The sequence below is a fragment of the Arthrobacter sulfonylureivorans genome (assembly GCF_022637435.1).
In the GTDB taxonomy this organism is placed as follows: Bacteria; Actinomycetota; Actinomycetes; order Actinomycetales; family Micrococcaceae; genus Crystallibacter; species Crystallibacter sulfonylureivorans.
On the sequence record NZ_CP093326.1, the window covers coordinates 3,199,659 to 3,225,337 of the forward strand.

Here is a 25,679-nt window from a genome sequence, read left to right on the forward strand (position 1 = left end):
CTTTTGGAAAGGACCGATCGTGCCTGACTCGTCCAGCGCTTCGGCGCCAACTCCAGCAGAGAGTCCCCTCGAAGGGCTCCTGGTCGCAGATTTCTCCAGGGTCCTTGCCGGCCCGCTGGCCACCATGACCTTGGCTGACCTCGGCGCGAGGGTCATCAAGGTGGAGCGCCCAGGCACCGGCGATGACACCCGCAGTTGGGGCCCGCCGTACTCCCCCACCGGAGCCACGTACTTCGAGAGCGTGAACCGCAACAAGGAATCCGTCTGCCTGGATCTGTCTCAGCCCGAAGACCGGCAGCTGGCCCGGAAACTGGCAGGGGCCGCCGACGTCGTCGTCGAAAATTTCAAGCCGGGCGGGATGGACAAGCTGGGGCTGGGCTATGAGCAGCTCGCGGCCGAGAACCCGGGACTGGTCTATGCCTCGATCTCCGGTTTCGGTTCAGCCGAAGGAGCTTCCCTGCCCGGCTACGACTTCATTGTCCAGGCGGTCGGCGGTTTGATGAGCATCACCGGCGATGCGGACGGCTCACCCTATAAAGCAGGTGTCGCCCTGGTTGATGTGCTGACCGCGAAGGACGCGACGATCGGGATCCTCGCGGCGCTTAACGCCCGCGCCGTCTCCGGACTCGGCCGCCGGCTCGAGGTTAACCTGCTCTCCAGCCTGCAGGGTGCCCTGGCCAACCAGGCCCAGGCCTATTTGGGTGCAGGCAAGGTCCCGCAGCGGATGGGCAATGAGCACCCATCCATCGTTCCTTACCAGTTGCTGGACTGCGCCGACGGCCCCTTGGCAGTGGCCTGCGGCAACGACGGGCAGTTCCGCCAGCTGGCGGCCGTCTTGGGCGTCCCACGGCTCGCGGACGACGAGCGCTTCGCCACCAACAGCGCGCGGGTCCAACATCGCCGGGAACTCATTCCATTGTTGGAGCAGGCACTCTCCTCGGCGTCCGCCGCAGTGTGGCAGGACAAACTGACCGGCGTGGGCGTTCCTGCCGGCCCGGTGGCCAGCATCGACGAGGGCATCACCTACGCCGAGTCACTCGGGCTGGCGCCCACCATCGAGGTCCATGACGCCACCGGGCGGCCCGTCGGCCGGCAGGTCCGCCACCCGGTGTCCTGGAGCCCCGCGTTTGAACCGCGCACGGCCGCCCCACCCATGCTCGGCGAACATACCGAATCCGTGCTGGAGTGGCTGCGCGCCCTGGACTAACGTCAGAGGCCCCGACGGCGCAAGGCCAGCCACAGGTGCGCGGCAACATCCGGATCGTCGAGGGCAACTCCAAGCAGCCGTTCGGCCACCGCCATCCGGTGGCGCAGCGAGTTCCGGTGGACATTCAGCTGGCGGGAGGCATCTTCCCAGCGGCCCTGATGGCGCAAGTAGGCCGCCACTGTCTCCAGGAGCTCAGCCCGAGGATATGCCGCAAGCGTCGCGATCCAGGCATCGGCCCGCGCCTCATCATCAGCTGCCATGCCCACCAGCGCGCCCGCCGGAGCGGCGACCGCAGCTCGGCGCAGCGCCGCCATCGCGCCCGCGACGTCCTCCAGGGTGAGCGGTTCGGTCCAGGCAGCAGCCGTTTCCACGTCGGCTGTCCCGGAGCCCAACGCCCCAGCAGGGCCGGCGGGCACTGCCGGCCCTGCCCAAGCCAGTAGTCCCCCATCGTCAGGCTCATCTCCCTGCAGGCCAGCCGGCTCGGGTTGCGCCAGCCCGGCGTCCAGCACGAAGTAGGCCACCGCGTCTTCGTCATAGCGAAGTATGCAGCTGGCCACCGCCGCCGCCGGCGGGCTGCCGCCGTCGGCCAACTGGAGCCGGGACACTGCACCGGCGAGTGTGGGGAGGGAGTCCGCCGTGGGGATACGCGCTGCCAGCACGCGGACACGTTCCGGCAGCGGGCCGAGGTTTCCGTCGCCGGCCACCAAGCGGGCGGCCTCCACTTGGCCCCGGGCAATCAGCTTGGCAACAACGGAACCCAGCACCGCGGTGGTGCCCAAGAGTTCATCGCGTTGCTGGGCCTTCAAGGCCAGCAGCACGCAAACCGTCGTGATGATCTGGCGGTCAGCTTTGGTCAGGGTCCGGCCGGAGCCGATCGCGAGGAAGCCGTCGATCCGCCCTCCGACGAGGATCGGATACTCCACAACGGGTGTGCCGTGCAACCAGAATGTGGCCGCGGAATGCGTACCGGCAACGTTGAGCCGCGTGGTTTCCAGCTTGAGATGCGGCAGCAGCGAGAGCGCGCTCGCCGGCCAGACCGTGGCTTCTGTCCCGTCGCCGGCGGGCAGGTAGGCTACCCACCCGCCCAGGGCCTGGGCCAGCCCCTTCACGACGGACGGCAAAGCATCCGCGCGCATGGTCGCCCGGGCCAAGGCGGTCTGCGTTCCCAGGTTCGCTATCAGCCCGGCCTGATCACTTCGCGATGCCAGCTCCCAGAACATCCGCGAGACGTCCAAGAACGGGACGCCGTCGGGGACCACCAGCAACTCCACCCCTTCGGCAGAACAAGCCCGGACCAGCTCCGGCGGCACAGTGTCCAGGCCTTCACCCAACCCGAGCCCCAAAGCGGCTACGCCCTTGGCAGCCAGCCGCCGCACGTAATCGTCCACCGCATCGGCGGTTCCGCCCAGCGGTATGCCGGTGGTCAGCAGCAACTCCCCGCCCTCCAAGTAGGCGCCTGGGTCCGCCAGTTCGGAGACATGCACGCCCGAGAGCTGGATCCCCGGTGCAGGCCCCGGAGCCGCCGGCCGGAGTGCATCTCCGAGTTCATTGCTGAGCTGGGCAAGGGAAACCATGGATTGATTATCCAATAAACCGGAAGCTTTGGGCAGAACATCCAATGACCCGCGGCGGTCCCGCGCTTAGCGTTGCCGTATGACCGATGTCCTCACCGCGGCGGGCGCGCCCGCATCCACCCTCCCCCAGTCCCGCCACCTCGCCACCGCCATCCCCGGCCCCCGTTCCCAAGCCCTGCACCAAGAACGCCAGGCCCACGTGACCGGCGGCTTCGGCGTCGTCCTGCCGGTCTTCGTCGACCGCGCTGACGGCGGCATCCTGCAGGATGTGGATGGCAACCGGCTGATCGACTTCGCCTCCGGGATCGCGGTGACCAGCATCGGTGCCAGCCATCCCCGCGTCCGCGAGCGGGTGGCCGCCCAACTGGAGAAGTTCACCCACACATGCTTCATGGTGACCGAGTACGAGTCCTTCACCCAGGTTGCCCGGTGGCTGAACGAGCACACGCCCGGAGATTTTGAGAAGCGTACCGCCCTCTTCTCCACCGGAGCCGAAGCGGTGGAGAACGCGGTCAAGATCGCCCGTGCGGCCACCGGCCGCAGCAAAGTGCTGGTCTTCGACGAGGCCTACCACGGCCGCTCGCTGCTAACCATGGCGATGACAGCCAAGGAAAACCCTTACCGGCTCGGCTTTGGACCGTTCCCGGCTGAGGTTGTCCGGGCGGCCTCGGCCAACCCGCTGCGCCCCGGTGCCGGTCATCACGACGTCGGGGCTCACGCTTCCGCGGCGGATGTCACCGCCGCGGCCCTCGCCTCGACGGAGGCCACCCTTGCCGAGCATGGCGCCGACAACTTCGCCGCCATGGTCATTGAACCAATTCAGGGCGAAGGCGGCTTCGTGGTGCCGGCACCGGGTTTCCTCGCCGGACTGCGTAAGATCGCGGACCGGTACGGCATCATCCTGGTGATCGACGAGATCCAGGCCGGAATGGGCCGCACCGGAACGTTGTTCGCCAGCGAACACGAAGGCGTCGCCGGGGACATCACGCTCACCGCCAAGGCCCTGGCCGGCGGTCTTCCGCTCAGCGCCGTGACCGGCCGCGCCGAACTGATGAACGCTGTCCACGCCGGTGGACTCGGCGGCACCTACGCGGGCAACCCGCTGGCCTGTGAGGCGGCTCTGGCCGTCTTCGAGGCGTTCGAGGACGGAACCCTCCTGGCCAACGCCCGTGCCATCGAAGCCGCCGCACGCGAGGTGCTCGAGCCCCTCGTCACCGAGACCGAAGCTGTGGCCGAGTTCCGCGGACGCGGGGCCATGCTGGCTCTGGAATTCGCCGACCGCGGCACCTTGGCACCCCGCGCGGACCTTGCCAAGGAGGTCTCCGCCCGCTGCCATGCGCAGGGAGTGCTAACCCTGACCTGCGGTACATACGGCAACGTCATCCGGCTGCTGCCCCCGCTGGTGATCGGCCAGGACCTGCTCGCCGACGGCCTGCAGGTGCTGCGCCAGACCATCCTCGACGTCACGGCAGAGCACGGCGCCCCGAACGCTGCCGCACGCGCCTAAGCCCAGACAACCGCACCGGCACCGCATCTTTCCCACATCCCCTGCTTCACAGAAGGAAGGCATCATGTCCCTGGACCATGACCTCATCGCCCTCGACTCGCTCCTGACCGAACAGGAGCGGCTGCTGCAGAAGAACGTCCGCTCCTTCGTTGACTCGGCGATCAAGCCGAACATCGCCGACTGGTACGAGAAGGCGGTCTTCCCGCTGGAGATCGTGCCCGAGATGGCCAAACTCGGCCTGCTCGGCATGCACCTGGACGGCTACGGCTGCGCCGGCCGCTCGGCCGTGGAATACGGGCTCGCCGGCGCGGAGCTCGAAGCCGGCGACTCCGGCCTGCGCACCTTCGTCTCCGTGCAGGGCTCCCTGGCCATGAGCGCCATCCACAAACACGGCTCCGACGAACAAAAACAGCAGTGGCTCCCGCAGATGGCCGCCGGCGAAGCGATCGGCTGCTTCGGCCTGACCGAACCCACCGCCGGCTCCGACCCGGGAAGCATGAAAACCTTTGCACGCCGCGACGGCTCCGGCCCCGACGCCGACTGGGTACTCAACGGCTCCAAGCGCTGGATCGGCCTCGCCTCCGTGGCCAAGGTAGCGATCATCTGGGCCCAAACCGACGACGGCGTGCGCGGCTTCGTGGTGCCCACCGAAACCCCGGGTTTCAAGGCCACCCCGATCGAGCCCAAGCTCTCAATGCGCGCCTCCATCCAGTGCGACATCGAACTCACCGACGTCCGCCTGCCCGCCGACGCGCTCCTGCCCGGGGCCAATAGCCTGCGCGGGCCGTTCGAATGCCTGAACGAAGCCCGCTACGGCATCATCTGGGGCGCCATGGGCGCCGCCCGCGACGCCTGGCAGACCGCCGTCGACTATTCCAAGGAACGCCTGCAGTTCGACAAACCGCTGGCCGGCTACCAACTGACCCAGGAAAAACTGGTCAACATGGCGCTGGAAATCAACAAGGGCTTCCTGCTCGCCCTGCACCTGGGCCGACTCAAGGACGCCGGGAACCTGCAGCCCCACCAGATCTCCGTGGGCAAACTCAACAACTGCCGCGAAGCCATCGAAATCGCCCGCGAATGCCGCACCATCCTCGGCGGCAACGGCATCACCCTGGACTACTCACCGCTGCGCCACGCCAACAACCTCGAATCCGTCCGCACCTACGAAGGCACCGACGAAGTCCACACCCTGATCCTCGGCCAGAAAATCACCGGCATCCCCGCCTTCCGCTAGACGATCCGCACCGCGCAGGCTCGCCCCGAGCGGCGCGGCCGCTGTGCCCATACCTCAGCACAAAGGAGCGAGCATGACCTCCCCCGTACGGCTTCAGCACTACATCGACGGCGTCTGGCGCCCCGGCACCGGAACCCCCATCGCCAGCTACAACCCCGCCCACCCGGACGAGGTTGTGGCGGAAGGCCTTCAGGCCGGCCCGGCCGAGGTCGATAAGGCGATGGCGGCCGCCGTCGCAGCCAAGCGCGAGTGGTCACGCACCCCGGCGCACGAGCGCGGCGCAGTGCTGCTGCGCGCCGCCGTCGTTATTGAGCGAAACGCCGAAAACTGGGGTCTTGAGCTGGCGCGCGAGGAGGGCAAGACTCGGGCGGAAGGCCAGGGAGAGGTGCTGCGCGCGGCGCAGATCTTCCGCTACTACGGCAACGATGGCGACCGCACCGCCGGCGAGATCTTCTCCTCTCCGCGGCGCGGCGAAAAGATCCTCATTACCCGCAAGCCGCTCGGGGTGGTCGGCGTGGTTACCCCGTTCAATTTCCCCATCGCCATCCCCGCGTGGAAAATCGCGCCGGCACTGGCCTACGGCAACACCGTGGTCTGGAAGCCAGCGAGCACCGTGCCGCTGCTCGCACTGCGGCTGGCGCAGGCTTTGGATGAAGCGGGCCTGCCGGCCGGGGTGCTGAACCTGCTGATCGGCCCGGGTTCCATGGGCAACTCAATCGTTGAGCACCCCGCGCTGGACGGACTCACCTTCACCGGCTCCACTTCGGTCGGCCGCCGGCTGGTGGCCGCTGCCGCCGGTCGCGGCGTCCCCATACAGGCCGAGATGGGCGGCAAGAATGCCGCCGTCGTGCTCGCGGACGCGGACCTGGATCTGGCCGCCGAACAGGTCCTGCTCGGAGCCTTCCGCTCCACTGGCCAGAAGTGCACGGCCACCTCCCGCCTCATCGTCGCCGAGTCCATTGCCGACGATTTCCTGGCCACCCTGGCCGAACGCGCCAGTGCACTGGTGGTCGGGGATCCCACGGACCCGGCGGTGCAGATAGGGCCGGTGGTCAACGATGGCGCCCGCAAGTCCATCCACGACGGAATCGATGCCGCGCTCTCTCAGGGTGCCAGACTGATCGTGGGCGGCCAGAAATACGACGACGGCGACCCCATCTCCGGCTACTTCGTCCCGCCGACCATCCTGGAACTTCCCGCAGACCAGGAGCTGGACGTCTGGCGCGAGGAGCTCTTCGGCCCCGTGCTCGCGGTCCGTCGCGCTGCTACCGCGGAGCAGGCATTCGTGCTGGCCAATGACAGCGAATTCGGTCTGTCCGCCGCGCTCTTCACGCAGGACGTCACCCGTGCGCTGGAGGCGGTCGACCACCTCGACGTTGGCATTTTGCACGTGAACTCCGAATCCGCCGGCGCCGATCCGCATGTCCCCTTCGGCGGTGCGAAGAAGTCCGGGTACGGGCCCAAGGAACAGGGCGCCGCGGCCAAGGAGTTCTTCACCCACACCACCACCGTCTACCTGCGCGGCGGAACCGCCGGAGCCTAACATTCGCTTGCAAGCCAGGCGGCCGCCGTCGCACTCTCTCCCGAAGGAACCATGAGCACTCCCAGCATCGAGAACATCAGGCATATCCTCGTCGTCGGCTCCGGGGCGATGGGCTCGCAGATCGGCCTGGTCGCGGCCCTCGCCGGCTACCGCGTCACGATCCAGGACATTTCGGCGGAGATGCTGGCGGCGGCAAAGTCCCAACTGGCCTCCCGGCTGCAGGCGAACGTGGCCAAGGGCAAAGCCTCTGCGGCCGACGCCGACGCGGCGCTCGCACGGCTGTCTTTCAGGACCGATTTGGCGGCCGTGGCCGACGCCGATTTCGTCATCGAGGCCGCCACCGAACGGCTGGACATCAAGCAGGAAATCTTCGCCCGGCTCGGCGAGCTGGCCCCGCCGCACGCCATCCTCGCCACCAATTCCTCCACTCTCGGCTCCTCCAAGGTCGCCGCCGCCAGCGGCCGCCCCACCCAGGTCTGCAACATGCACTTCTTCAACCCCGCCCTGGTCATGAAGTGCGTGGAGGTGGTGCGGAACGAAGCGACCTCACAGACCACCGTCGACACCACCATGGAACTGGCGCGCCGCTTCGGGAAAGAACCGGTCTTGATCAACCGGGAGGTACCCGGCTTCGTCGCCAACCGCCTCATGGGTGCCATCCAGAAGGAAGCCCTGGCCCTGCACGCGGCCGGCATCGCCAGCCTCGAGGACATCGACTCCACCGCCAAAACCGCGCTCGGCCACCCCATGGGGCCGTTTGAACTGATGGACATGGTGGGCCTGGACGTCATCGATTTCATTGCTCAGGCCACGTACGACGAAACCGGCACGGAAGCAGACCGCCCGCATCCGGCCATCACCGAGCTGGTCGGCCAGGGCCGGCTGGGCCGAAGGACAGGTCGGGGCTGGTACAGCTACTGAATTCATTGCCGCCGCACGGCTGGCCCGGACATCTGGTGTTCGACGTAACATCTAGAACATCTCGCATCCAGAGCATCATTCCTAGAGACGATGAGGTAACAGTGCCCGAACCTATCGCCGATGTCCTGACAACCCAGGCATCTGTCCGCCCCCGCATTCTTGTCAGCTGTTCCCTCAGCGGACCGGCGAACGACGCTTGGTTGATCGAAGACTTGACTGACTACGCTGACAATGTCGGCCAGGAACTACGCGCCCAGGGTGCGGACTTCGAGCTCCTGGACGTAGGAGCCGCTGCCTCCTGGGAGATGGACGCTGCCACAGGCCTCCAAGGGTTCGATGGTCTGCTGGTTCTGGGAGGAGGAGATATCCACCCGTCCCTCTACGGACAGCGCCCGATAGCGGCGCCCGGTTACGGAGTGGATGAGCGCGTCGACCAGGCGGAGATTGCGCTGGTTCGAAGCGCAGCTGCTTCGGGGCTGCCGGTCATGGGAATCTGCCGCGGTATGCAGGTCATCAACGTTGCTTTCGGCGGGACTCTCATCCAGGACCTTGGCCCGGCTTCCATCCATCAGGTGCATACGGAAGCTCCGGGAATGAGCGACCATGAGGTAGTGATTGGGCCTGACACGCTGCTCGCCTCAGCCTTGGGCGCGGGAAGCACGATGGTCCGCTCCGGCCACCATCAGGCTGTCCAGGATCTCGGCGCCGGGCTGCTAGCCACAGCAGAGGCTCCGGACGGAGTCATTGAAGCCATCGAACACGAGGATCACTGGGTCCTTGGAGTGCAGTGGCACCCCGAGGATCCTGACACGACCTTCGGGCAACTCGCCGCGCTGATGCGCACCTTCACAGACCAGTGCCGAAAAGGCCAGCCGCCGGCCGCGCACCCGGACGGGCAGACGCTCTCCGCCTAAGATGTTCACCGATCCCGGTCCGCCGGGCGGTCGGCGAAGTAGTCCCTATCGTTCCTTTCAATCACTCGCTCGGCCGGTCCGCAGGAACAAACTCCCCTGCTACTACGCGGCCCAGCAGCTCCGTGAGCAGGTCCACGCCGGCGAGCATATCGTCGTCGTTGGTCAGCTCCTTCTCATTGTGCGAGACGCCGTCCACGCTGGGCACAAACAGCATGATGGTGGGGACGATGTCCTTCATGTTGGTCGAATCGTGCCCGGCGAGCGTGCGGACCGTTCCGTAAGTCAGGTCCAGTGCCTCCGCACTCTTGGCTGCCAGACGCAGGCCGGCTTCGTCATAGGCCTTAGCGGCCCAGACATGTTCGGCACCCCGCTCGATCCGCACGCTGGCGCGCCCCTCGATCTGAGCGACGCGTCGGTGCAACTCGGCGTCGGCTGCCGCGAGGACGTCCGGGTCGGTGCTGCGAACGTCCACCAGCAGCTCCACCCGGTTGGCCACCACCACCGGCGAGTTCGGGTAAACCGTGAACTCACCGCAGGATGTGATGACGGCGTGATCGTCCATGCTGAATTCGTCGGCGATATCCCGCGCCGCGACCACCAGCGACGACGCCCCGAGCAACGCGTCGTGTCGGTCTGCAATAACCGTGGCGCCGGTGTGCGCCTGCTCGCCGTGCACAATGAATTCGTATTTGTTGGCGCCCCAGGTGGACTCGACCAGACCAATGGCCAGCCCGTTGTCCTCCAGTGACCGACCCTGCTCAATATGGATCTCCACGTAGGCAGCGACATCCAGGGAAAAGTCGCCGACGGTGCCGATCGCTGCCAGCGCCTCGCGCACTGTGGTTCCGGACGGATCTGTGGTGGCCAGGACCTTCTCGGCCGGCAGCTTGCCGGTGAACACCGAGCTGCCCATCATGGACGGCTTAAAGCGGCAGCCTTCCTCGTTGAACCAGTTGATCACCGCTATGTTGAACAATGGCCGGGCATCCGCGGCCCCGGAGCTCTCGGCGCCCGTGGCTGCCAGCGCCGCCATCCGCTCCTTCAGCCGGATCGCTGCATGGGCTCCGGCCAGCACGCCGTAGGCGCCGTCGAAACGCCCGCCGAGCGGCTGCGAATCCAAATGCGAGCCGACGGCGACATACGGCGCGCCGGGCACCAGCTCAAGCAGCGCGAATTGGTTGCCCACCGCGTCGTAGCGGACCTCGAAACCGTGTCCCTCGACCAACCCGCGGAACCAGTTCCGCGTCTGCCCGTCCGCGAGGGTCCCTGCCTGACGGTCCACTCCGCCGCCCGCCGTGGCACCATACGTGCTCATCGAGCGGAAATCGTGCAGGAAGGAGCGGGCGTCGTCGTTGGAAGTTCCGGCTTGCTGCGAGGCAGTGATGGTCATGATGGCACTCCTAAAGTTTCTGGTTTCTCCGAAGGGACTTTGCTGACCACCCCGGCGCCTGGCTCGAGCGCGGACAGCGGCTCCATTTGGGGGCCGGAAGCGGGGCCGGGCCCCGGGCTGAGAGCCATACCCGCGCCAATATTGTCGAAGGTAAATTCGCCGCCAACGATCGTGGCAAGGACCTTGAGCGCGGAGATGTCGGCAGCATCCAGCGGTGAGCCGGACAGCACTGCGAAGTCCGCGAGCTTGCCCCTGCGCAATGTGCCCTTCTCGCTGGCTGCGCCCGTGGCTTGGGCGGCCCAGTCGGTGTAAGTCCGCAGCGCTTCTTCTGCGGTGAGGCCTTCGGATGTCCCGCCGAGTATCAGTCCTCGTTCGGTGCGCCGGTCCACCCAGGACTGCATGGCGCGCAGCACGTTGTTATCGGCCACCGGCAGGTCGGAGCTGCCGGCCACCAGAATGCCGGCGTCCACCAGCGAGCGTCCCCGGTACAGCCAGCCCTCGCGCCCGGTACCCACCAAGGCAGCAAACTGATCACCCAGCGGGCCAATGAACGCGGCCTGCGGGGTGACCGCGATCCCGGCCGCGGCGACGGGCGCCAGCTGGTCCGGCCGCGAAATGCCGAAGTGCTCAATCCGGTTGGGCAGGTGGTTCCGGCCGTAGCGCTCCTGGCAGCCGGTAATGATGTCGGTGGCCAGATCAATGGCCGCGTCGCCGATGGCATGAAGCGCGATCGGCCAGCCGGCACGGTAGGCCGCGTCCACGCGTTCGCGGTAGGCCTCGGGTGAATCCAGCAGGTAGCCCGTGTTGTGCTGGTGGCCGCAGTAGTCCTCGGTCACGGCCGCCGTGGCGCCCAGCAATGAGCCGTCCATAAAGACCTTCACCGGTCCCAGGGACACCCACTCGTCGCCGAAGCCCGCAACCGCTCCGAGGTCCAGACCGCGTCCGTTGCCGGTGCCGTGCATGTCGGCGGCGTTGGCCTTAATCGGCCGCAGCGAGTCCAGCGCGGGCATCAGCTGGGCGCGGGCGTGGAGCTTGCCGGCCCGCTTAGCTTTCAGATAGGCCTGGACTTCCACCGGGCTGTGCCCGATCCAGCCGCCCCCGATGCCTGCCTCGGTGAAACTGGTGATTCCCTCGGCCGCGTAACGCGTGGTCGCCGCGTCCAGTGCCTCGACAATCCGCTCCACCGGATAAGGCAGCAGCAGGTTCTGGATCAGCTGCTGCGCGGATTCCTCGACGACGCCGGTCGGGTAGCCGTCCGGGCCGGTTAGCACGGCGCCCCCGGTTGGATCGGTGAAGCCGGGTTCAAAGACGCCAGCAAGCCGCAAGGTGGCGGAGTTAGTGATGGACAGGTGCCCCGAGACGTGCCGCAAGTACAACGGCCGGTCGCCGGTAATCTCGTCCAGCCGGCGGATGTCAGGGAAGGCACCGCCATGATGCTTGTGGTTGAATCCGGTGCCATTGACCCAAGCGCCAGGCTGATCCTCGAGCCGCCGGACCTCGGCTTCGAGCCGTGCGTACAGGTCGTCGAGTCCGCGGGCCTGGTCCAAGTCGACGGCGCCCAAGCCCAGCCCCCACCAGGTGGTGTGGCAGTGCGCATCAATGAAGCCGGGGACCACCACGGCACCGCCCAGCAGAATCTCACGGGCTGCGGTGCAGCCGTCCAGCTCGTCATCGAAGCCGACAATACGTCCGTTGAGCACGCCGACGGCGTGGGCGTGGGGACGCCCTGCCTCAAGGGTGAGGATCTCGGCGTCGCGCAGGATCAGGTCCAGCTTCATCGCCTTCCCTCCCCCGACCGGGCAAGGGAATTGCCGGCATCCGCACCCAGCCCGGCGGAAGCCAGGCCCGCGAGCTCCTCCGGTGCGTTCGCGGTGCCCGGCGGCATTGTCTCCGAATCCGTCACCAGGTGCAGCAGCGCCAGCCGCCCGCTGGATAGCGCACGCTCCAGCGCCGGACCGAATTCAGCGGCCGTTTCGACCCTTTCGCCGTGCCCTCCGAAACTGCGGATCCAGTCAGCGAAGTCGGGGTTGACCATCGAGGTCCCGGACGGCCGCTCCGGGTAGTGCTTGCGCTGGTGCTGCACGATCGTGCCGTAAATGCCGTTGTCCACCACGATCACCAGCGGGGCGGCACCGTGGGCCGCGGCCACGGCCAGTTCCTGCGCGTTCATCAGGAAGTCGCCGTCGCCGCAGACCGCCACCACCTGCCGGCCCGGTTCGATCAGAGCGGCGGCGACGGCAGCTGGAACAGCCAGCCCCATGGCTCCGTTGCGCGGCCCGATCAGCGAGCCGGCGCCATGGTGGGTCAGGTAGCGGTGGCCCCAGATCGTTGCGTTGCCCGCGCCGTACGTCACCACCTTGTCCGCGGGCAGCCGGTCTTCCAGCACGCTGAAGGCTATTCCCAGGTCAACGCCGGGGCTGTTGTCCGGGCGGGGTGTGGCGAACCGGCGCTGGTCTTCGGCGAGCGCGTCCATCCAGCCGCCGCGGGAACCCCGCACCTCGGCGGCATCAGGAAGGGCGTTAACGAACGACGACGGCGGGACCGCCAGGTGCTGGTCGATCCGGCCGGAGTGGGTGGCGGCATCCGGATCCGGCAGCACAAGCACGGTCGGTGCGTTGAACCCCTTGGTGTAGCCGTCGCTGAGCACGTCGCTTCGGCCGCTGCCGATGAACACCAGCAGGTCGGCCTCGTCCAACCTTGCGGCGAGTGTGTCTGCCCGCCCGTAGCCCAGCCAGCCGGCCCACGCCGGAGAAGAATGCGGAACCACGTCGTAGGCGCGCCAGTCGGCGGCCACCGGGATCTGTGCCTCAGCCGCCCATTGGGCGAGCCTCCCACCAGCGTCGCCCCAGCCGTCGCCGCCGGCAATGATCAGCGGACGGGCAGCAGCGGCCAGCCGGCCCGCCAGTTCCTCCATCGCAGCAGGCGGCGGTACCGCAGTGGCCAGCGCCCGCGGCGGAACTGCGCCGGCATCGGTCGCCCGAACCAGTACATCCTCCGGCAGACCGATCACCACCGGTCCGGGCCGGCCGGAGACGGCCAGCTGCATCGCTTCGGCCACGGTCTCGGCGGCGCGGTGTTCGTCGTCGAGCACCACCACGCGTTTGGCCGTCGTCGAGAACCAGCCCTCCAGGCTGAATTCCTGGAACGCGTCCCGTCCCCGGTCCGCCACCGGAATCAGGCCGACAAAGAGCACCAGCGGCGTCGCGTCCTGCCACGCGGTATGCACGGCAATCATCGCGTTCGCCGCGCCCGGCCCGCGGGTGACCATCGCGATGCCCGGGATGCCGGTCAGGCGGCCCTCGGCCAGCGCCATGAACCCGGCACCGCCCTCCTGACGGCAGACCACCGTGGAAACGGGCGAGTCGTGCAGCCCGTCCAGGACGTCGAGGAAGCTCTCGCCGGGAACCGAATACACGCGGCGGACGCCGTGCGCCTCAAGCTGGCGGACAATCAGGTGGCCTGCGGACTGGGTCATTGCGTGGTGCTCTTTCGTCGGGACGTTCGTCGTCGGAAGTTGGAATCAGTGCTTGAAGCCGGGCAGGTTCACGCTCATGCGCGGAGCCACGGCACCGGCCACGGCGGTGAACAGGCTCAAGAACACCAGCATCACGGCGGCCGGCCACCAGTGGTTTCCGGCGGACGCCACCAAGCCGGTAGCCAGCAGCGGGATGAAGCCGGAGAGCATGCCGGCAGTGTTCTGGGCGAAGCCCACGCCGGTGTAGCGGGTGCGGGCCGGGAACAGACCGGTCAGCACCGTGCCGGAAGCCGCGTAGGGGAAGGAGAGCGTCGCCACCGCGAGGACCATACCCATAACCACCAACACAGGGTTGCCACTGGCCACCAGCAGGAAGGCCGGGACCGCGGCCAGGGCGGAAGCGATGCCGCCCACCAAAATCACGCGGCTGGCGCCGAACCGCTCGCCCAGGCGGCCGCCCAGGATGAGGACGGGAATTTCGACGATGGCCGCGATCATGCCACCCAGCAGCATCAACTGGGCGGAGTAGCCCAGGATGTTCACGCCGTAGTAGACCACAAACGCGGTGACCAGGTAGAAGCCGCCCACGCCGAGCAGGGCGGCGGCCATGCCGATGATGATGTGCTTCCAAGACTGCCGCAGCGTGGTGCGGATCGGGGCTTTCTCCACCTGGTCGTGCTCCATCAGCTCCGCGAAGACCGGGGATTCTTCCAGCCGGCTGCGAATGTAGAGCGCGATCAGGAGCATCGGGATGGCGGCCAGGAACGGGATGCGCCAGCCGAAGGAGTTGAAGGTTTCCTGCGAGAAGAACAGTGTCATCAAGAAGAAGCCACCGGAGGAGAGGATGGTGCCGATCGGTGAACCGATCTGCGGCAGCGCGGCGTAGCGGGCACGGCGCTCCAGCGGGGCATTTTCCACCACAATCGTCATGGCGCCGGACCACTCGCCGCCCACAAACAGGCCCTGGGCCACGCGCAGCAGCACCAGCAGCACCGGAGCGGCAATGCCGATGGCCGCGTAGGTAGGCAGCAGGCCGATCAGGCCGGTCACCGCGCCGATGCCCACGATGGTGACCATCAGGGTCTTACGGCGGCCGATCCTGTCCCCCATAGCGCCGAAGAACATGCCGCCCAGCGGACGCGCCACCAAGCCGACGCCAAACGTGGCGAAGGATGCCAGCGCCGCTGCCGTGGCGTTCTCATTGGCGAAGTACTGGACGTTGAACACCAGTGCCGCCGCCGCACTAAACAGGAAGAAGTCGTACCACTCCATCGCAGTGCCAATGAGGGCACCGATGGAAACCTTCATCGCCTCCTTGTCAGTGATCCGCCGGGTAGCCCCGGCCTCAAGGTTCAAGGTTTCTGACATGGTTCCTCCATGTTTGGTGTTCGGGTGTCCCGCTGCGCTGTACGGCCGCAACGAACGAATAATGCACACCAGCATTCCAGAGTGGGCCGCGTCACACCCGCACGAATCGTCGCGGCTTTCGGAGGCTAGAATGTGCAAAAGCACACGATCGGGGCCGAGAACACCATGGAAACTCCGCAGATTCAGAAGAACGACGACGTTGCCTCCGCCGCCCGCTGGAATAGCCTGCTAGACCAGCTATCCGTGGACAAGTTGACGGACCTCTTCATCGAGCGCGTCCTGCAACTCGACGATTACCGGGACGGCGTCCTGCCGGCCAGCGAGATCCGCCGCACAGGAGCCGCCTCGTTCGAAGCGCTGATCGAAAGCTTGCGCCCGGGCGCAGACAGCAAACGCCTCATTGCCGAGCGGCAAGGCATCTCATTGGACGTTGGTGTCTCCCGCGCCAGAACAGGCATCCCCGTGGAGTCGCTGATGACCGCCATCCGGATCGACTTCACCGTGATCTGGGGCGAGCTCATGGCGTTGGCCGATCCGGGCGATGCGGAACTGCTGGTGCGACGGGCCGAAACGGTATGGCAGGTGGTGGACTCCTACGCAGCGCAAACCCAAGCCATCTACATCGCCGAGCGCCAGCGCATGGCCCAGGAAGAATCTTCGGTGCGGCAAGGCCATGTGGCCACCATGTTTGGGCAGGTCAGCCCGGCATCGGAAATGCTCACCCTCATCGCCGCCGAGCTCGGCATCGACCAGTTTGCTCCCCTCGTTGTCGCGGCAGCCACAACGGACGACGCCGCCGCCCTGCGTGTGGAGGTTGCCTCGGCTTCGCGCCGCGGTACGGAAATGTTCACCCACCCCCTGCCCGACGGACTGGTCGCCTTCTGGGCAGCCGATGACCGCCCGGGCAGCGCCGCCCGTGAAGCCACCGAGCAGATCAAGAACATCCGATGCGGCCTGGTTGAACAGGTTCGCGGCCTCACGGACCTGCGCGTTGCCGCCCAGACCGCCCGCGCCCTGGCATCCTTGGTCGAAGACCGCGATCAGCAGGCCCTCACCATGCAAAACGACTGGGCACGACTGGCCCGCCACCGCCTCTCCGAAACCGGAGTTCCCATCGTGCCCGATGTCGACGCCGCGCTGGCCCGATGCGGCCCAGTGGAACGAGCCCGGCTGGTAGAAGCGGTACGGTCCTACCTCACCACCGGCAGCATCGCCCAGTCTGCAGAGCAGCTCTTCTGCCATCGAAACACCCTCATGAACCGGCTGCGCCGCTTCACGGAATTAGTCGGCATCGACGTGACTATCCCCCAACAAGCCGCCCGCCTCGTCGTCGCCTGGTCCTGACCGAGCGTCGCTCCAGCAGTGCGTGACCAGCACTCCGGCGCCAGCGTGAAGCTGCCCCGTCGTCGTACGTTCGCCGCGCAGCGGGGGTGGGCTGAAGGCGGCCCTTGCCCTGGTCGCGGAGTCAGTCGACTGGTTGGTCCCCGTTCCCAGGAGGGAGCGCTTGGTCACATCCGGCTGTGGGCGGCGAAATCCGGAAATACCCTCCTGCCGAAGGCGGTTCAAGCCTGTCGTGAGCCTAAATCCCCGCACCCGTATCTTGGTGTCAGCTGTGATCGCTGCCCTTGTCCTGGCCGTGGTCGCCGGCTGCGTGTTCACAGCCAATTCCCGGCCGTCCCCAGCGGAGATCCCGCAAAGTGTTCTGGCCGCGGAAACGAGAATGGGAGCCGTGGAACTGCGCGTGAAAGACCTGCAGACCGTGCGTAGGTTCTACGAAGAAGGCGTCGGGCTCGAGTCGCTCGACGAAACCGCCGGAAGCGTCAGCCTGGGCGCGGGCGGCGAAGAGATCATCCGCCTCACCGACGCCGAGGGTGACTATACGAATCCGGCCGATGCCGGGCTCTACCATGCGGCGGTCCTCTACTCGGATGGTCCGGCCCTGGCCCAGACGCTGGTGCGCCTGATCCAGATGGCACCAAGCCTCTATCAGGGGTCGGCCGACCATGCGGTGAGCCACGCGTTCTATTTCACCGACCCCGAAGGCAACGGCGTGGAACTCTACATCGACACGCCGGCGGACACCTGGAAGTGGCAGGACGGCCAGGTCCAGATGGGCAGCGCGCCGCTGGATCCGAACGACTTCATCGCCCGGCACCTTGGCCAAACCGGCGACGGCACCGCCGCTCTGGGACACGTCCACCTCAAGGTCGGGGACCTGGCGCGGGCCCGCGAGTTCTACATGGACACCCTCGGATTCGCCGTGACCTCCGAAGTCAACGGAGCACTCTTCATGTCCGCCGGCGGCTATCACCACCATCTGGCCGCCAATGTGTGGAGTTCGGCCGGTTCAGGAAGCCGGCCCGACAGCCTCGGACTCGGATCGTTCACCGTGCGGTTGGACGGTCCCACCGAGCTAGACGCCGTAGCCGGACGCTTGGACGCCGCAGGCATCGACTACCAGCGCGCCGAGGATTCAATCGCCGTCGCCGACCCATGGGGGAACCGGGTCCACCTGCGCCATTGAACCCCCATCGGAATCCGTCCCGGATGACATCCGCCGAATCCACCCATCATCGGCCCGTCAACGTGCCTGTGCAGGCGGCCACGTCAGCTTGATTCGCGGCATCGCCAGAGGCACTTTTCCGGACTAACTGCAGCACTGTTGAGGAGCGCTTAATCCCGGTGGCATTTTGACTTAATCGCGCTTAGGTGTTGACATGGACAGCAGGCCACCCGGTGTTATTGGATCTTCGGGTGGCCGCTCCGAATCGCTCGTGCAGGCCCCTCGCCTGCCCGCGGACACGGTGCCCGTCTCCCTCTCGGGATTGATTTTTCAGGGCCCGGCGCGTCTCTCGCGCCGCCAGTGTTATACCGCTGCGCACCATGCGCCTTTGCCACCGCCACCGGTGCGCCGATACGGCCGTTCTGTGGATTCGGAGCGTCGAACCTGACGGAAAGATCCAATGGATGAGGAGAAGCATTTAACATGCGAGTCGGAATCATTGGTGCAGGACCCAGCGGCATGGCCCAACTGCGCGCGTTCGAATCGGCCCGAAAACTGGGAGCCGAAATCCCGGACATTGTGTGCTTTGAAAAGCAGTCCGATTGGGGCGGACAGTGGAACAGCAGCTGGCGCACCGGCCTGGATGCCGCCGGCGAGCCCGTGCACAGCAGCATGTACCGGCACCTGTGGTCCAACGGCCCCAAGGAAGTCCTCGAGTTCTCCGACTACACGTTCGACGAGCACTTCGGCCGCCCGATTTCCTCCTTCCCGCCGCGCGAAGTCCTGTTCGACTACATTGCCGGTCGGGTCCAGAAGTCCGACGTCCGCAAGTACGTCCGGTTCAACACCGTGGCCCGCTGGGTCTCCTACAACGAAGACAGCCAGGAATTCACCGTCACGGTCGAGGACCTGGCGGCGCAGCGCACCGAAACCCACGTTTTCGACAAGCTGGTGGTCTCCACCGGCCACTTCTCCTACCCGAACGTGCCGGCGTTCGAGGGCATCAACAGCTTCCCGGGCGAAGTGCTCCACGCCCACGACTTCCGCGGTGCCGAGCGCTTCGCCGGCAAGAATGTGCTGCTGATCGGCAGCAGCTACTCCGCCGAGGACATCGGCATGCAGGCGCACAAGATGGGCGCCAAGTCCGTCACCTTCAGCTACCGCAGCGCCCCGATGGGCTTCGACTGGCCGGAGTCCGCCGTCGAACGCCCGCTGGTGACCCGCTTCGAGGGCCGGACCGCGCACTTCAGCGACGGCACCACCGGCGAGTTCGACGCCGTGATCCTCTGCACCGGCTACCTGCACAAGTACCCGTTCCTGCCCAGCGAGCTGTCGCTGCAGTCGCCGAACCTGCTCTACCCGGGGAACCTGTACAAGGGCGTGGTCTGGCAGCAGAACACCAACCTGTTCTACCTGGGCGCGCAGGACCAGTACTACACCTTCAATATGTTCGACGCGCAGGCATGGTTCGCCCGCGACGTGATGCTGGGCAGGATTGAACTGCCCTCGCCGCAGGAACGCGAAGCGGACATCCAGACCTGGCTGGACCGCCAGGCCGCGCTCACCGACCATGACGCCGAGGCGGATTTCCAGACCGACTACCTCCGCGAACTGATCGCACTGACGGACTACCCGGAGTTCGACTTGGACACCGTGGCCGTCCTGCTCAAGCAGTGGATGAAGGACAAGGAAGAGAACATCCTTGGCTACCGGGACAGCATCCACCGGTCCGTCATGACCGGCACCATGGCCACCCGGCACCACACCCGTTGGATCAACGCCATGGATGACAGCCTGTCCCGCTACCTCAACGGCCCTTCCGAGGACATGGACACCGGCGCACTGGCCGCCCTGACCGGTGACGCCGAGCAGGCCGGCGCCCGGCGGTAGAGCCCGCTAGGAACCACGTACGACGGCGGGTGGCTCGGGAGCGCTGCCTCCTTGCCACCCGCCGTCGTCACCACCGCGCTCTGGTCGAGGATTTGCGCAGCAGGTTTCCCCTACACCCCTGCACCGGCGGGTGACTTGGCCGGAGCGGCTCCGTCGTCGTCCGCGAAACCGTCCTGGTCCGCGGCGCTTCCCTGCCTGCCGTCCTGCTGCCCGCGGTGAGTGCTGCCCTTGGCAGTGCCCGGCCACCAGAGAAAGCGGCGGCAAGCCAACATGAACGCTGGCAGCGTCATGACACGGATAATCGTGGCGTCCAGCAGGATGGCCGCGGCAAGCCCTACGCCGATCTGCTTCAGCTCCAGAAAGCTCAGCGAACCGAAGATGGAGAATACGGCCACCATCACGACGGCGGCGCTGGTCACCACCCCGGCGGTGCGCACCACGCCGTCGGACACCGCTTGCTGGGCCGGCATCCCGGCCAGTGAGTTCTCACGCACGCGGCTGACTACAAAGACGTGGTAATCCAGCGACAGTCCGGAGAGCACCACGAACAGAAGCGTGGGCACCCACGGGGCAATGTACCCGCTGGACTCGAAACCCAACAGCGGCTCTGCCCAGGTGTTCTGGAAGACCAGCACCAGGATGCCGAAGGCCGCCGCGGTGGAGAGCAGGTTCAGCAGCACCGTGCCCAGCGCCACCGCCACCGAGCGGTAAACCGCGAACATGTACACAAAGGTCAGCGCGACGACGATCCCGATCACCACCGGGAGCTTCTCCATCACGTTCGCCACGTAGTCCATGTCATACGCGATAGCCCCGCCCACATAGGCCTGGGCGCCGTCGATGCTGCCGAAGGTCCCCGGCAGCAGGACTTCACGCAGCTCGGTCACCGACTCCTGTCCGGATTCGGAGCCCACCGCATGCGGGGTTTCCACCTGCAGCAGCATGGTGCGCCCGTCATCGGACATCCACGGTTCCGGCACCGCACCGAACAACCCGGTCCGCTCCCCCACCAGCGCGTTGAAGTCCGCGGCCTCGCCGACCAGCGCCGCTTCCTTACCGGCCGGCACCTGCACGGTGACGGTGTTGACGTTGGAACTGTTCGGAAAGTCCGCCTGCAGCCGGTCGAGCGCCTGGATGGTCTCCAGGCTGCGCGGCAGGTCCGCGATCTGGGCGTTCTTCAGGCTCATGCCCAGCGCCGGTGCGGCCAGCAGCAACAGCACCGCCACGGAACCGACCAGCGCCAGCTTGGGCCGCCGGACCACCGGGTGCAGCAGCGCCGGCATCACCCGAGGATTCTGACCCGCCGTCAGCCGCCAGACGAACGGAAGCCGCGGCTTGTCCGCCCACCGCCCGCACTTGGCCAGCAGAGCCGGCAGTACGGTCAGCGAGGAGGCCATCGCCACCAGCACCACCAGAATCGCGCCGGTGGCCATGCCACCGAAGAAGGTGTCCTGCGTGACAAACAGCCCGGCCATGGACAGCACCACCGCGGTACCGGAGACAATCACAGAATGCCCGGCGGTCTCGGCCGCGATCCGGATCGCATCGCCGTCGGCTTTCCCCGCCCGCCGCTCCTCGCGGAAGCGGCGCAGGTAGAACAGCGAGTAATCCACGCCTACGGCCATCCCCACCAGCACAATCAGGTGCAGCACCATCCCCTGGTCCGGCACCAACTGTGACGCCAATGCCCAGAGCCCGACGGCGGACGCCACCGACGCGAGGCCCAGCACCATCGGGATACCCGCCATCACAATGGCACCGAACGCCAGCAGCAGGATCACCAGCGTGACCGGCACGCTGAGCAGAGTCGCCTTTTCCACGTCCTTGTTCAACCACTCGTTGATTTCCAGCGTGATGGTGGCATCGCCCACCTGCTCCAGCACCAGTCCCGGGTAAGCAGCCTGCATCTGGTCGGTGACGTCCAGCAGCGGGTCAACCCGCTCGGTTGCGGTGTCCGGATCGCCGCTCAGCTGCACCATCACCAGCGCGGCTGCGCCGTTCTCCGCCGAAACCGGACCGGCCGCCTGCTCCACCTCTGGCAGGGCCTCCATCTTCCGGACCAGTTCTGCCGCGGCTTCGGCGGCCTGTGCCTCGTCCAGTTCCCCGTCCGCTGCGCGGATCACCACGCTCTCGGAGGCCCGCGCCTTGTAGCCGGCTTCATCCGCCAGTTCATAGGCTGCGCGCGCATCGCCCACCATCAGCTCGGCCTGCGTGGCCTGCCGTGGGCTCATCACAAAGTTGAGCCCGAAGGTGATCAGGATCAGCAGCAGCCAGGCGCCGATCGCCTTCCACGGGTTCGTCGCGCTCCACAGAGCTATTCCGGTGATGACCCCACGCTTTTCGGGCGCGCTGCTCTCCACAGTGTTCCTCCCCAACCGGACGCGCGCGCCGGCACTTCCGGCTCGTCCCGCATCCCTCCGATTCGGACACTAGCCGGACAGTCAAAGGGAACCGCCCGAAGGAAACCAACTTGGTGTGAACATTGGACGAAACCTCGCTCGGTGCGTCCCGTCAAGCCCCATGACGTGTTGCTATCGTTTCGTAAGGTTCGTAAGATTTACCCATGGCTTTCACCTCCTCAAATGAAGCGCGGACCCACTGGGCAGAACTTCTCGATAACGTGCGTTCGGAAGCGGTACACATCAACCGCCGTGGCCGTACCGTTGCCGTTCTGGTGGACCCGGATTTCTACGAGCGCGCGGTCGAAGCCTTGGAGGACGCCGAAGATCTGGCGGCAGCACGGGCAGCGCGTGAGGATAACGAGCCGCTGATCAGCCACGAAGAACTGAGGCGAGAGCTCGGCCTCGACCCATGAGCGGCACGTTCGACGTTCGCTATACCGCGACTGCCGTCAAGCAGATCCGAAAACTCGACAAATCAGCCCAGGCACGCATTTTGGGTGCCGTTGAAATCTTGCGGGAAGCGCCTCGTCCGCCGGCCAGCAAGCAATTGGTCGGCGGTGACGGCGAACGGCGCGTTCGGACCGGCGACTATCGAATCGTCTACGAGGTTCACGACGAGGAGCTGGTGGTTCTGGTCATCCAAGTTGGCCACCGCCGAGAGGTGTATCGCCAGCATGGATGACGCGTTCCCTGCGCAGTCTTATGTCGTCAAGGAATAGCTTCCCCGCCACTCAGCGTGCTGCCTCGGCGGCGGATGGCCAGCAGGAACTTCAGCCCGGCCGGGGTAAGTTCCCGACCGCCGAGGAAGCGGTCGCCCTCGAAAATGCCGAGGGAATTGAGCTGGCGCCGCAGCTCGGCGTAGACGTCCTCGCCGTCCTGCTCGGTGAGCTCGCCGCCGCCGGCCGGGCGCAGTCCGGCATGGAAAAGTACGGACACCATCGCGTGGCCGCGCTGGCTGAACGGCACCTGCTGGTCGGCCAGCCGCCAGCCCACCATGGCTTCCATCCCGACGCGCAGCGCAATGTTCTCTTGGTTCGCCAAACGGTCGGCGAGGTAGCCCCAGAGGCGGGCATCGTCGTCGTACGTTTTCCGCGCAGCGGGACTGGGCTGCAGGCGTCCCTTGTACTTGCGCAGCAGGTTCCACTGCTGCAGGTGTTCGCGCAGCAGCGCGATGGGCGGCACGTTGACCTCGCGCGGCGCCTTATAGCTGTCCCAGGGGAAGCCCAGCTCCAGGTCCAGCACCGCCTCGCGCACCACGGCCGGCTTCAGGTAGCCGTCCTTGGTCAGCTCCAGGCCATCCTCCCGGGCCCGGTCCAGCAGCCAGCGCACCGGGCGGAGCACGGTAGCCAACTCCTCCGGCGTCGGCGGCTCATCCACCAGCAGGATGCCCAGCCGGGCCAGGCTCTTGTTCACCGCGTCCAGGTCGAACTCGGCCGGGTCGAACGCTGTGGGATCGTAGGCGCCGGTCACGTACGTGACCCAGTCGGCGATCTCCGCGTGCTCGGGATCCGACGGGTCGGCGAGGATGCGCAGCTTCTCCTGATAGCCCCACAGGCCGCCGGCGTCCTCCAGCGGCGCGCGGTTGGCACCGCCCAGGCAGGTAATCTGACCGGCCGGAACAATGGCGTGCCCGGTCACCGTGACCGTGTGCAGCCAGCTGTCGCCGAGGTCGTATTCGTACACCAGCGTGCTGCCCTCGCCGGACAGCAACTGCCCCACGGTCATCCGCTCGGCGCTGTCCAGGTCCATTTCGTCCGCGGAGTCATCGCTGCCGGCGATCGGGCGGGCCTCACCGAAGACACCCTGCGGATGGAACAGATGCAGGTGGCGGTTCTCCCAGCCGAACGCGCGCTGGATCGCCTCATGCAGAGTGTTCAGCGGAGCGTCGAGCGGCAGGCGGAGGCTGCGCCAGATTTCCGGGTCTGATCCTTCCAGCGCAACGCGGATGTCCAGGGCTTTTTCCGATGCGGGCATGCCGCCATTCTTGCAGACGCGTTCCGGCAGGAGGGAACATGTCTTTTGGCGCGCTCCGGCTCTGGCGGCGGCCCGGCTCTGTCCGGTACTCTGCGGCCATGCTCAGCCTCAAGCACATTGACCTGGACATGCTGACCACCGCGATGGAAAGCGCTGATTCCTGGGATCTCCAGTGGTGGCTGGATCCGGCCACCGGCCAGATCCAGCTGAACGGTGCGGCCGTCGACGGCGGCCTGTCCTCCGAGGAGCTCGAGGAACGCGGTGCGGTGCAGGTGGCGACCGCGGACTCGCACCGCGGTTACCGGGACATGCAGGATTTCATCGCCACGCTGGAGGACGAACGCGCCCGGGCCACGCTGCTCCGCGCCATCGAGCGGAACCGGCCCTTTCACCACTTCAAGAATGCTGTGTACCGCGACCCTGAGATCGGGCGAGCCTGGTCCAACTTCCACGACCAGCGAATGCGCCACCATGCCATCACCTGGCTGCTGGCCGAAGGCCTGATCAACGAGCAGGAGGCCAGGGACGCGCTGCCGCAAGACCCGTCGATCGAGTGAATAGTCGCTGGCTCGCCACCCCACTCGCAGGGCCTCGCAGGGCTACAGTGGAGCCAGCCGTCAGAATCGAGTGGCAGCGATGGCTTCCAGCACGATCACCCTGTTCCTGGCCGGCGACGTAATGACCGGCCGAGGCGTGGACCAAATCCTGCCGCATCCCGGCGCGGCCCAGCTGCGCGAAGGCTACATCCGGGATGCCCGCGACTACGTGGCTCTGGCCGAAGAAGTCAACGGCCACATCCCGCAACCGGTCGACCCGACTTGGCCTTGGGGTGAGGCGCTGGCGATCATCGGCGAGGCCGGACCGGACGTCCGCGTGGTCAACCTGGAAACCAGCATCACCGGAGACGGCGACTTCGCCCCGGACAAGGGCATCCACTACCGCATGCATCCGGACAACATCGGCTGCCTGACCGCCGCCGGTCTGGACGTCTGCGTGCTGGCAAACAACCACGTGCTGGACTTCGGCATCGCCGGGCTGACCGAGACCCTGGAGGTGTTGCACACCGCCGGCCTGCGCACCGCCGGCGCCGGCCGCGATGCCGCGCAGGCCTGGCAGCCTGCGGCGGTAAACACCGGCCACGGACGGGTGCTGGTGTTCTCCGCCGGGCTGGCCTCCAGCGGCATTTCACCTGCGAACGCCGCAAGCCCCGACCTTCCCGGACTGGCCTTTCTCCCGGACCTGTCCAGCCACACGGCCTCGCGGTTCATAGACCAGGTCCGCGCGGTGAAGCGCGACGGCGACCTGACCGTGGCCTCGCTGCACTGGGGCACCAACTGGGGCTACGAGGTACCGCGCGGGCACGTCCGCTTCGCCCGCTGGCTGGTCGACGGCGGGATCGACGTGGTGCACGGGCATTCGTCACACCATCCGCGCCCGCTCGAGATCTACCGCGGCCGCCCCATCCTCTACGGCTGCGGCGACCTGATCAACGACTACGAGGGAATCGGCGGCCACCGGCAGTTCCGCGACGACGTGCGGCTGCTCTACTTCGCCACGCTGGACGCCCGATCCAGGGAACTGCGCGGGCTGCGCCTGGTGCCGGTACGGGTCCGGCGGATGCGTCTGGAGCGCGCCACCATGGACGACGGCGAGTGGCTCTATCGCGTCCTCGGCGACGCCAGCAGCGGTTTCGGGACCCGGATCGGCCTGGCCGGCGACGGCAGCCTGTCCGTCGGTGTGCCGTAAGGCCGCCCGCCAATCCGTCCGCCACAGG

Annotated in this window: 20 protein-coding genes; 13 read left to right on the top strand and 7 right to left on the bottom strand. The window is 66.8% G+C overall.

All coding sequences use genetic code 11. The features are described 5' to 3' along the window. Positions 1-16 precede the first annotated feature (16 nt). Positions 17-1,207, top strand: coding sequence for a CaiB/BaiF CoA transferase family protein (locus MNQ99_RS14740; protein ID WP_422387540.1), 1,191 nt, complete (start codon positions 17-19; stop codon positions 1,205-1,207). A 2-nt stretch (positions 1,208-1,209) separates the two neighbouring features. On the opposite strand, the gene MNQ99_RS14745 is transcribed toward MNQ99_RS14740, so the two are convergent. Then, complete coding sequence (locus MNQ99_RS14745; RefSeq protein ID WP_241913456.1) at positions 1,210-2,781, bottom strand: PucR family transcriptional regulator; 1,572 nt, start codon at positions 2,779-2,781, stop codon at positions 1,210-1,212. Between the two features lie 79 nt (positions 2,782-2,860). On the opposite strand from MNQ99_RS14745, the gene MNQ99_RS14750 reads away from it, so the two are divergent. The 5 genes from MNQ99_RS14750 (at position 2,861) to MNQ99_RS14770 (ending at position 8,903) form a co-directional block, all read left to right on the top strand. Beyond that, positions 2,861-4,288: an aminotransferase class III-fold pyridoxal phosphate-dependent enzyme gene (locus tag MNQ99_RS14750; RefSeq protein WP_241913457.1), complete on the top strand. Its 1,428-nt coding sequence runs from the start codon at positions 2,861-2,863 to the stop codon at positions 4,286-4,288. 64 nt (positions 4,289-4,352) lie between these two features. Next, on the top strand, positions 4,353-5,525 hold the full coding sequence (locus MNQ99_RS14755) for an acyl-CoA dehydrogenase family protein (protein ID WP_241913458.1): 1,173 nt from the start codon (positions 4,353-4,355) through the stop codon (positions 5,523-5,525). Between the two features lie 73 nt (positions 5,526-5,598). Then, positions 5,599-7,068, top strand: a complete 1,470-nt coding sequence (locus MNQ99_RS14760; protein WP_241913459.1) for an aldehyde dehydrogenase family protein — start codon at positions 5,599-5,601, stop codon at positions 7,066-7,068. A gap of 51 nt (positions 7,069-7,119) precedes the next feature. Next, positions 7,120-7,989: a 3-hydroxyacyl-CoA dehydrogenase family protein gene (locus tag MNQ99_RS14765; RefSeq protein ID WP_241913460.1), complete on the top strand. Its 870-nt coding sequence runs from the start codon at positions 7,120-7,122 to the stop codon at positions 7,987-7,989. A gap of 101 nt (positions 7,990-8,090) precedes the next feature. Further along, the gene (locus MNQ99_RS14770; RefSeq protein WP_241913461.1) at positions 8,091-8,903 is read left to right on the top strand and encodes a gamma-glutamyl-gamma-aminobutyrate hydrolase family protein; all 813 of its coding nucleotides are present in this window, start codon (positions 8,091-8,093) and stop codon (positions 8,901-8,903) included. A gap of 61 nt (positions 8,904-8,964) precedes the next feature. Here MNQ99_RS14770 and MNQ99_RS14775 read toward each other — a convergent pair whose 3' ends face one another. Genes MNQ99_RS14775 through MNQ99_RS14790 form a run of 4 tightly spaced genes read right to left on the bottom strand, consistent with a single transcriptional unit; the run spans position 8,965 to position 15,136 of the window. Next, positions 8,965-10,293 (bottom strand): M20 family metallo-hydrolase, encoded by a 1,329-nt coding sequence (locus tag MNQ99_RS14775; RefSeq protein WP_241913462.1) that lies wholly within the window; start codon positions 10,291-10,293, stop codon positions 8,965-8,967. After that, positions 10,290-12,071 (bottom strand): amidohydrolase, encoded by a 1,782-nt coding sequence (locus MNQ99_RS14780; protein ID WP_241913463.1) that lies wholly within the window; start codon positions 12,069-12,071, stop codon positions 10,290-10,292. The genes MNQ99_RS14775 and MNQ99_RS14780 overlap by 4 nt, the downstream gene beginning before the upstream one ends. After that, entirely contained in the window at positions 12,068-13,768 is a 1,701-nt protein-coding gene (locus MNQ99_RS14785) for a thiamine pyrophosphate-dependent enzyme (protein WP_241913464.1), read from the bottom strand. The genes MNQ99_RS14780 and MNQ99_RS14785 overlap by 4 nt, the downstream gene beginning before the upstream one ends. A 45-nt stretch (positions 13,769-13,813) precedes the next feature. Continuing rightward, positions 13,814-15,136, bottom strand: coding sequence for an MFS transporter (locus tag MNQ99_RS14790; RefSeq protein ID WP_127513453.1), 1,323 nt, complete (start codon positions 15,134-15,136; stop codon positions 13,814-13,816). A 132-nt stretch (positions 15,137-15,268) separates the two neighbouring features. Here MNQ99_RS14790 and MNQ99_RS14795 point away from each other — a divergent pair, with 132 nt between their 5' ends. The 3 genes from MNQ99_RS14795 (at position 15,269) to MNQ99_RS14805 (ending at position 19,529) form a co-directional block, all read left to right on the top strand. Further along, a complete protein-coding gene (locus MNQ99_RS14795; protein WP_241913465.1) occupies positions 15,269-16,480 on the top strand; it encodes an RsbRD N-terminal domain-containing protein in 1,212 nt (403 codons plus the stop codon). A 268-nt stretch (positions 16,481-16,748) separates the two neighbouring features. After that, positions 16,749-17,660: a VOC family protein gene (locus tag MNQ99_RS14800; RefSeq protein ID WP_241913466.1), complete on the top strand. Its 912-nt coding sequence runs from the start codon at positions 16,749-16,751 to the stop codon at positions 17,658-17,660. 462 nt (positions 17,661-18,122) lie between these two features. After that, positions 18,123-19,529: an NAD(P)-binding domain-containing protein gene (locus MNQ99_RS14805; protein ID WP_241913467.1), complete on the top strand. Its 1,407-nt coding sequence runs from the start codon at positions 18,123-18,125 to the stop codon at positions 19,527-19,529. Positions 19,530-19,639: 110 nt separating this feature from the next. Here MNQ99_RS14805 and MNQ99_RS14810 read toward each other — a convergent pair whose 3' ends face one another. Then, on the bottom strand, positions 19,640-21,889 hold the full coding sequence (locus MNQ99_RS14810; RefSeq protein ID WP_241913468.1) for an MMPL family transporter: 2,250 nt from the start codon (positions 21,887-21,889) through the stop codon (positions 19,640-19,642). 203 nt (positions 21,890-22,092) lie between these two features. On the opposite strand from MNQ99_RS14810, the gene MNQ99_RS14815 reads away from it, so the two are divergent. Both MNQ99_RS14815 and MNQ99_RS14820 read left to right on the top strand, forming a co-directional pair. Then, positions 22,093-22,344, top strand: coding sequence for a type II toxin-antitoxin system Phd/YefM family antitoxin (locus tag MNQ99_RS14815; protein WP_241913469.1), 252 nt, complete (start codon positions 22,093-22,095; stop codon positions 22,342-22,344). Beyond that, complete coding sequence (locus MNQ99_RS14820) at positions 22,341-22,613, top strand: type II toxin-antitoxin system RelE family toxin (RefSeq protein WP_241913470.1); 273 nt, start codon at positions 22,341-22,343, stop codon at positions 22,611-22,613. The genes MNQ99_RS14815 and MNQ99_RS14820 overlap by 4 nt, the downstream gene beginning before the upstream one ends. A gap of 26 nt (positions 22,614-22,639) precedes the next feature. On the opposite strand, the gene MNQ99_RS14825 is transcribed toward MNQ99_RS14820, so the two are convergent. Further along, positions 22,640-23,905 (bottom strand): plasmid pRiA4b ORF-3 family protein, encoded by a 1,266-nt coding sequence (locus tag MNQ99_RS14825; protein WP_241913471.1) that lies wholly within the window; start codon positions 23,903-23,905, stop codon positions 22,640-22,642. Between the two features lie 38 nt (positions 23,906-23,943). Here MNQ99_RS14825 and MNQ99_RS14830 point away from each other — a divergent pair, with 38 nt between their 5' ends. After that, entirely contained in the window at positions 23,944-24,462 is a 519-nt protein-coding gene (locus MNQ99_RS14830) for a UPF0158 family protein (protein ID WP_241913472.1), read from the top strand. 79 nt (positions 24,463-24,541) lie between these two features. Beyond that, a complete protein-coding gene (locus tag MNQ99_RS14835) occupies positions 24,542-25,651 on the top strand; it encodes a CapA family protein (protein WP_241913473.1) in 1,110 nt (369 codons plus the stop codon). Positions 25,652-25,679: the final 28 nt, after the last annotated feature.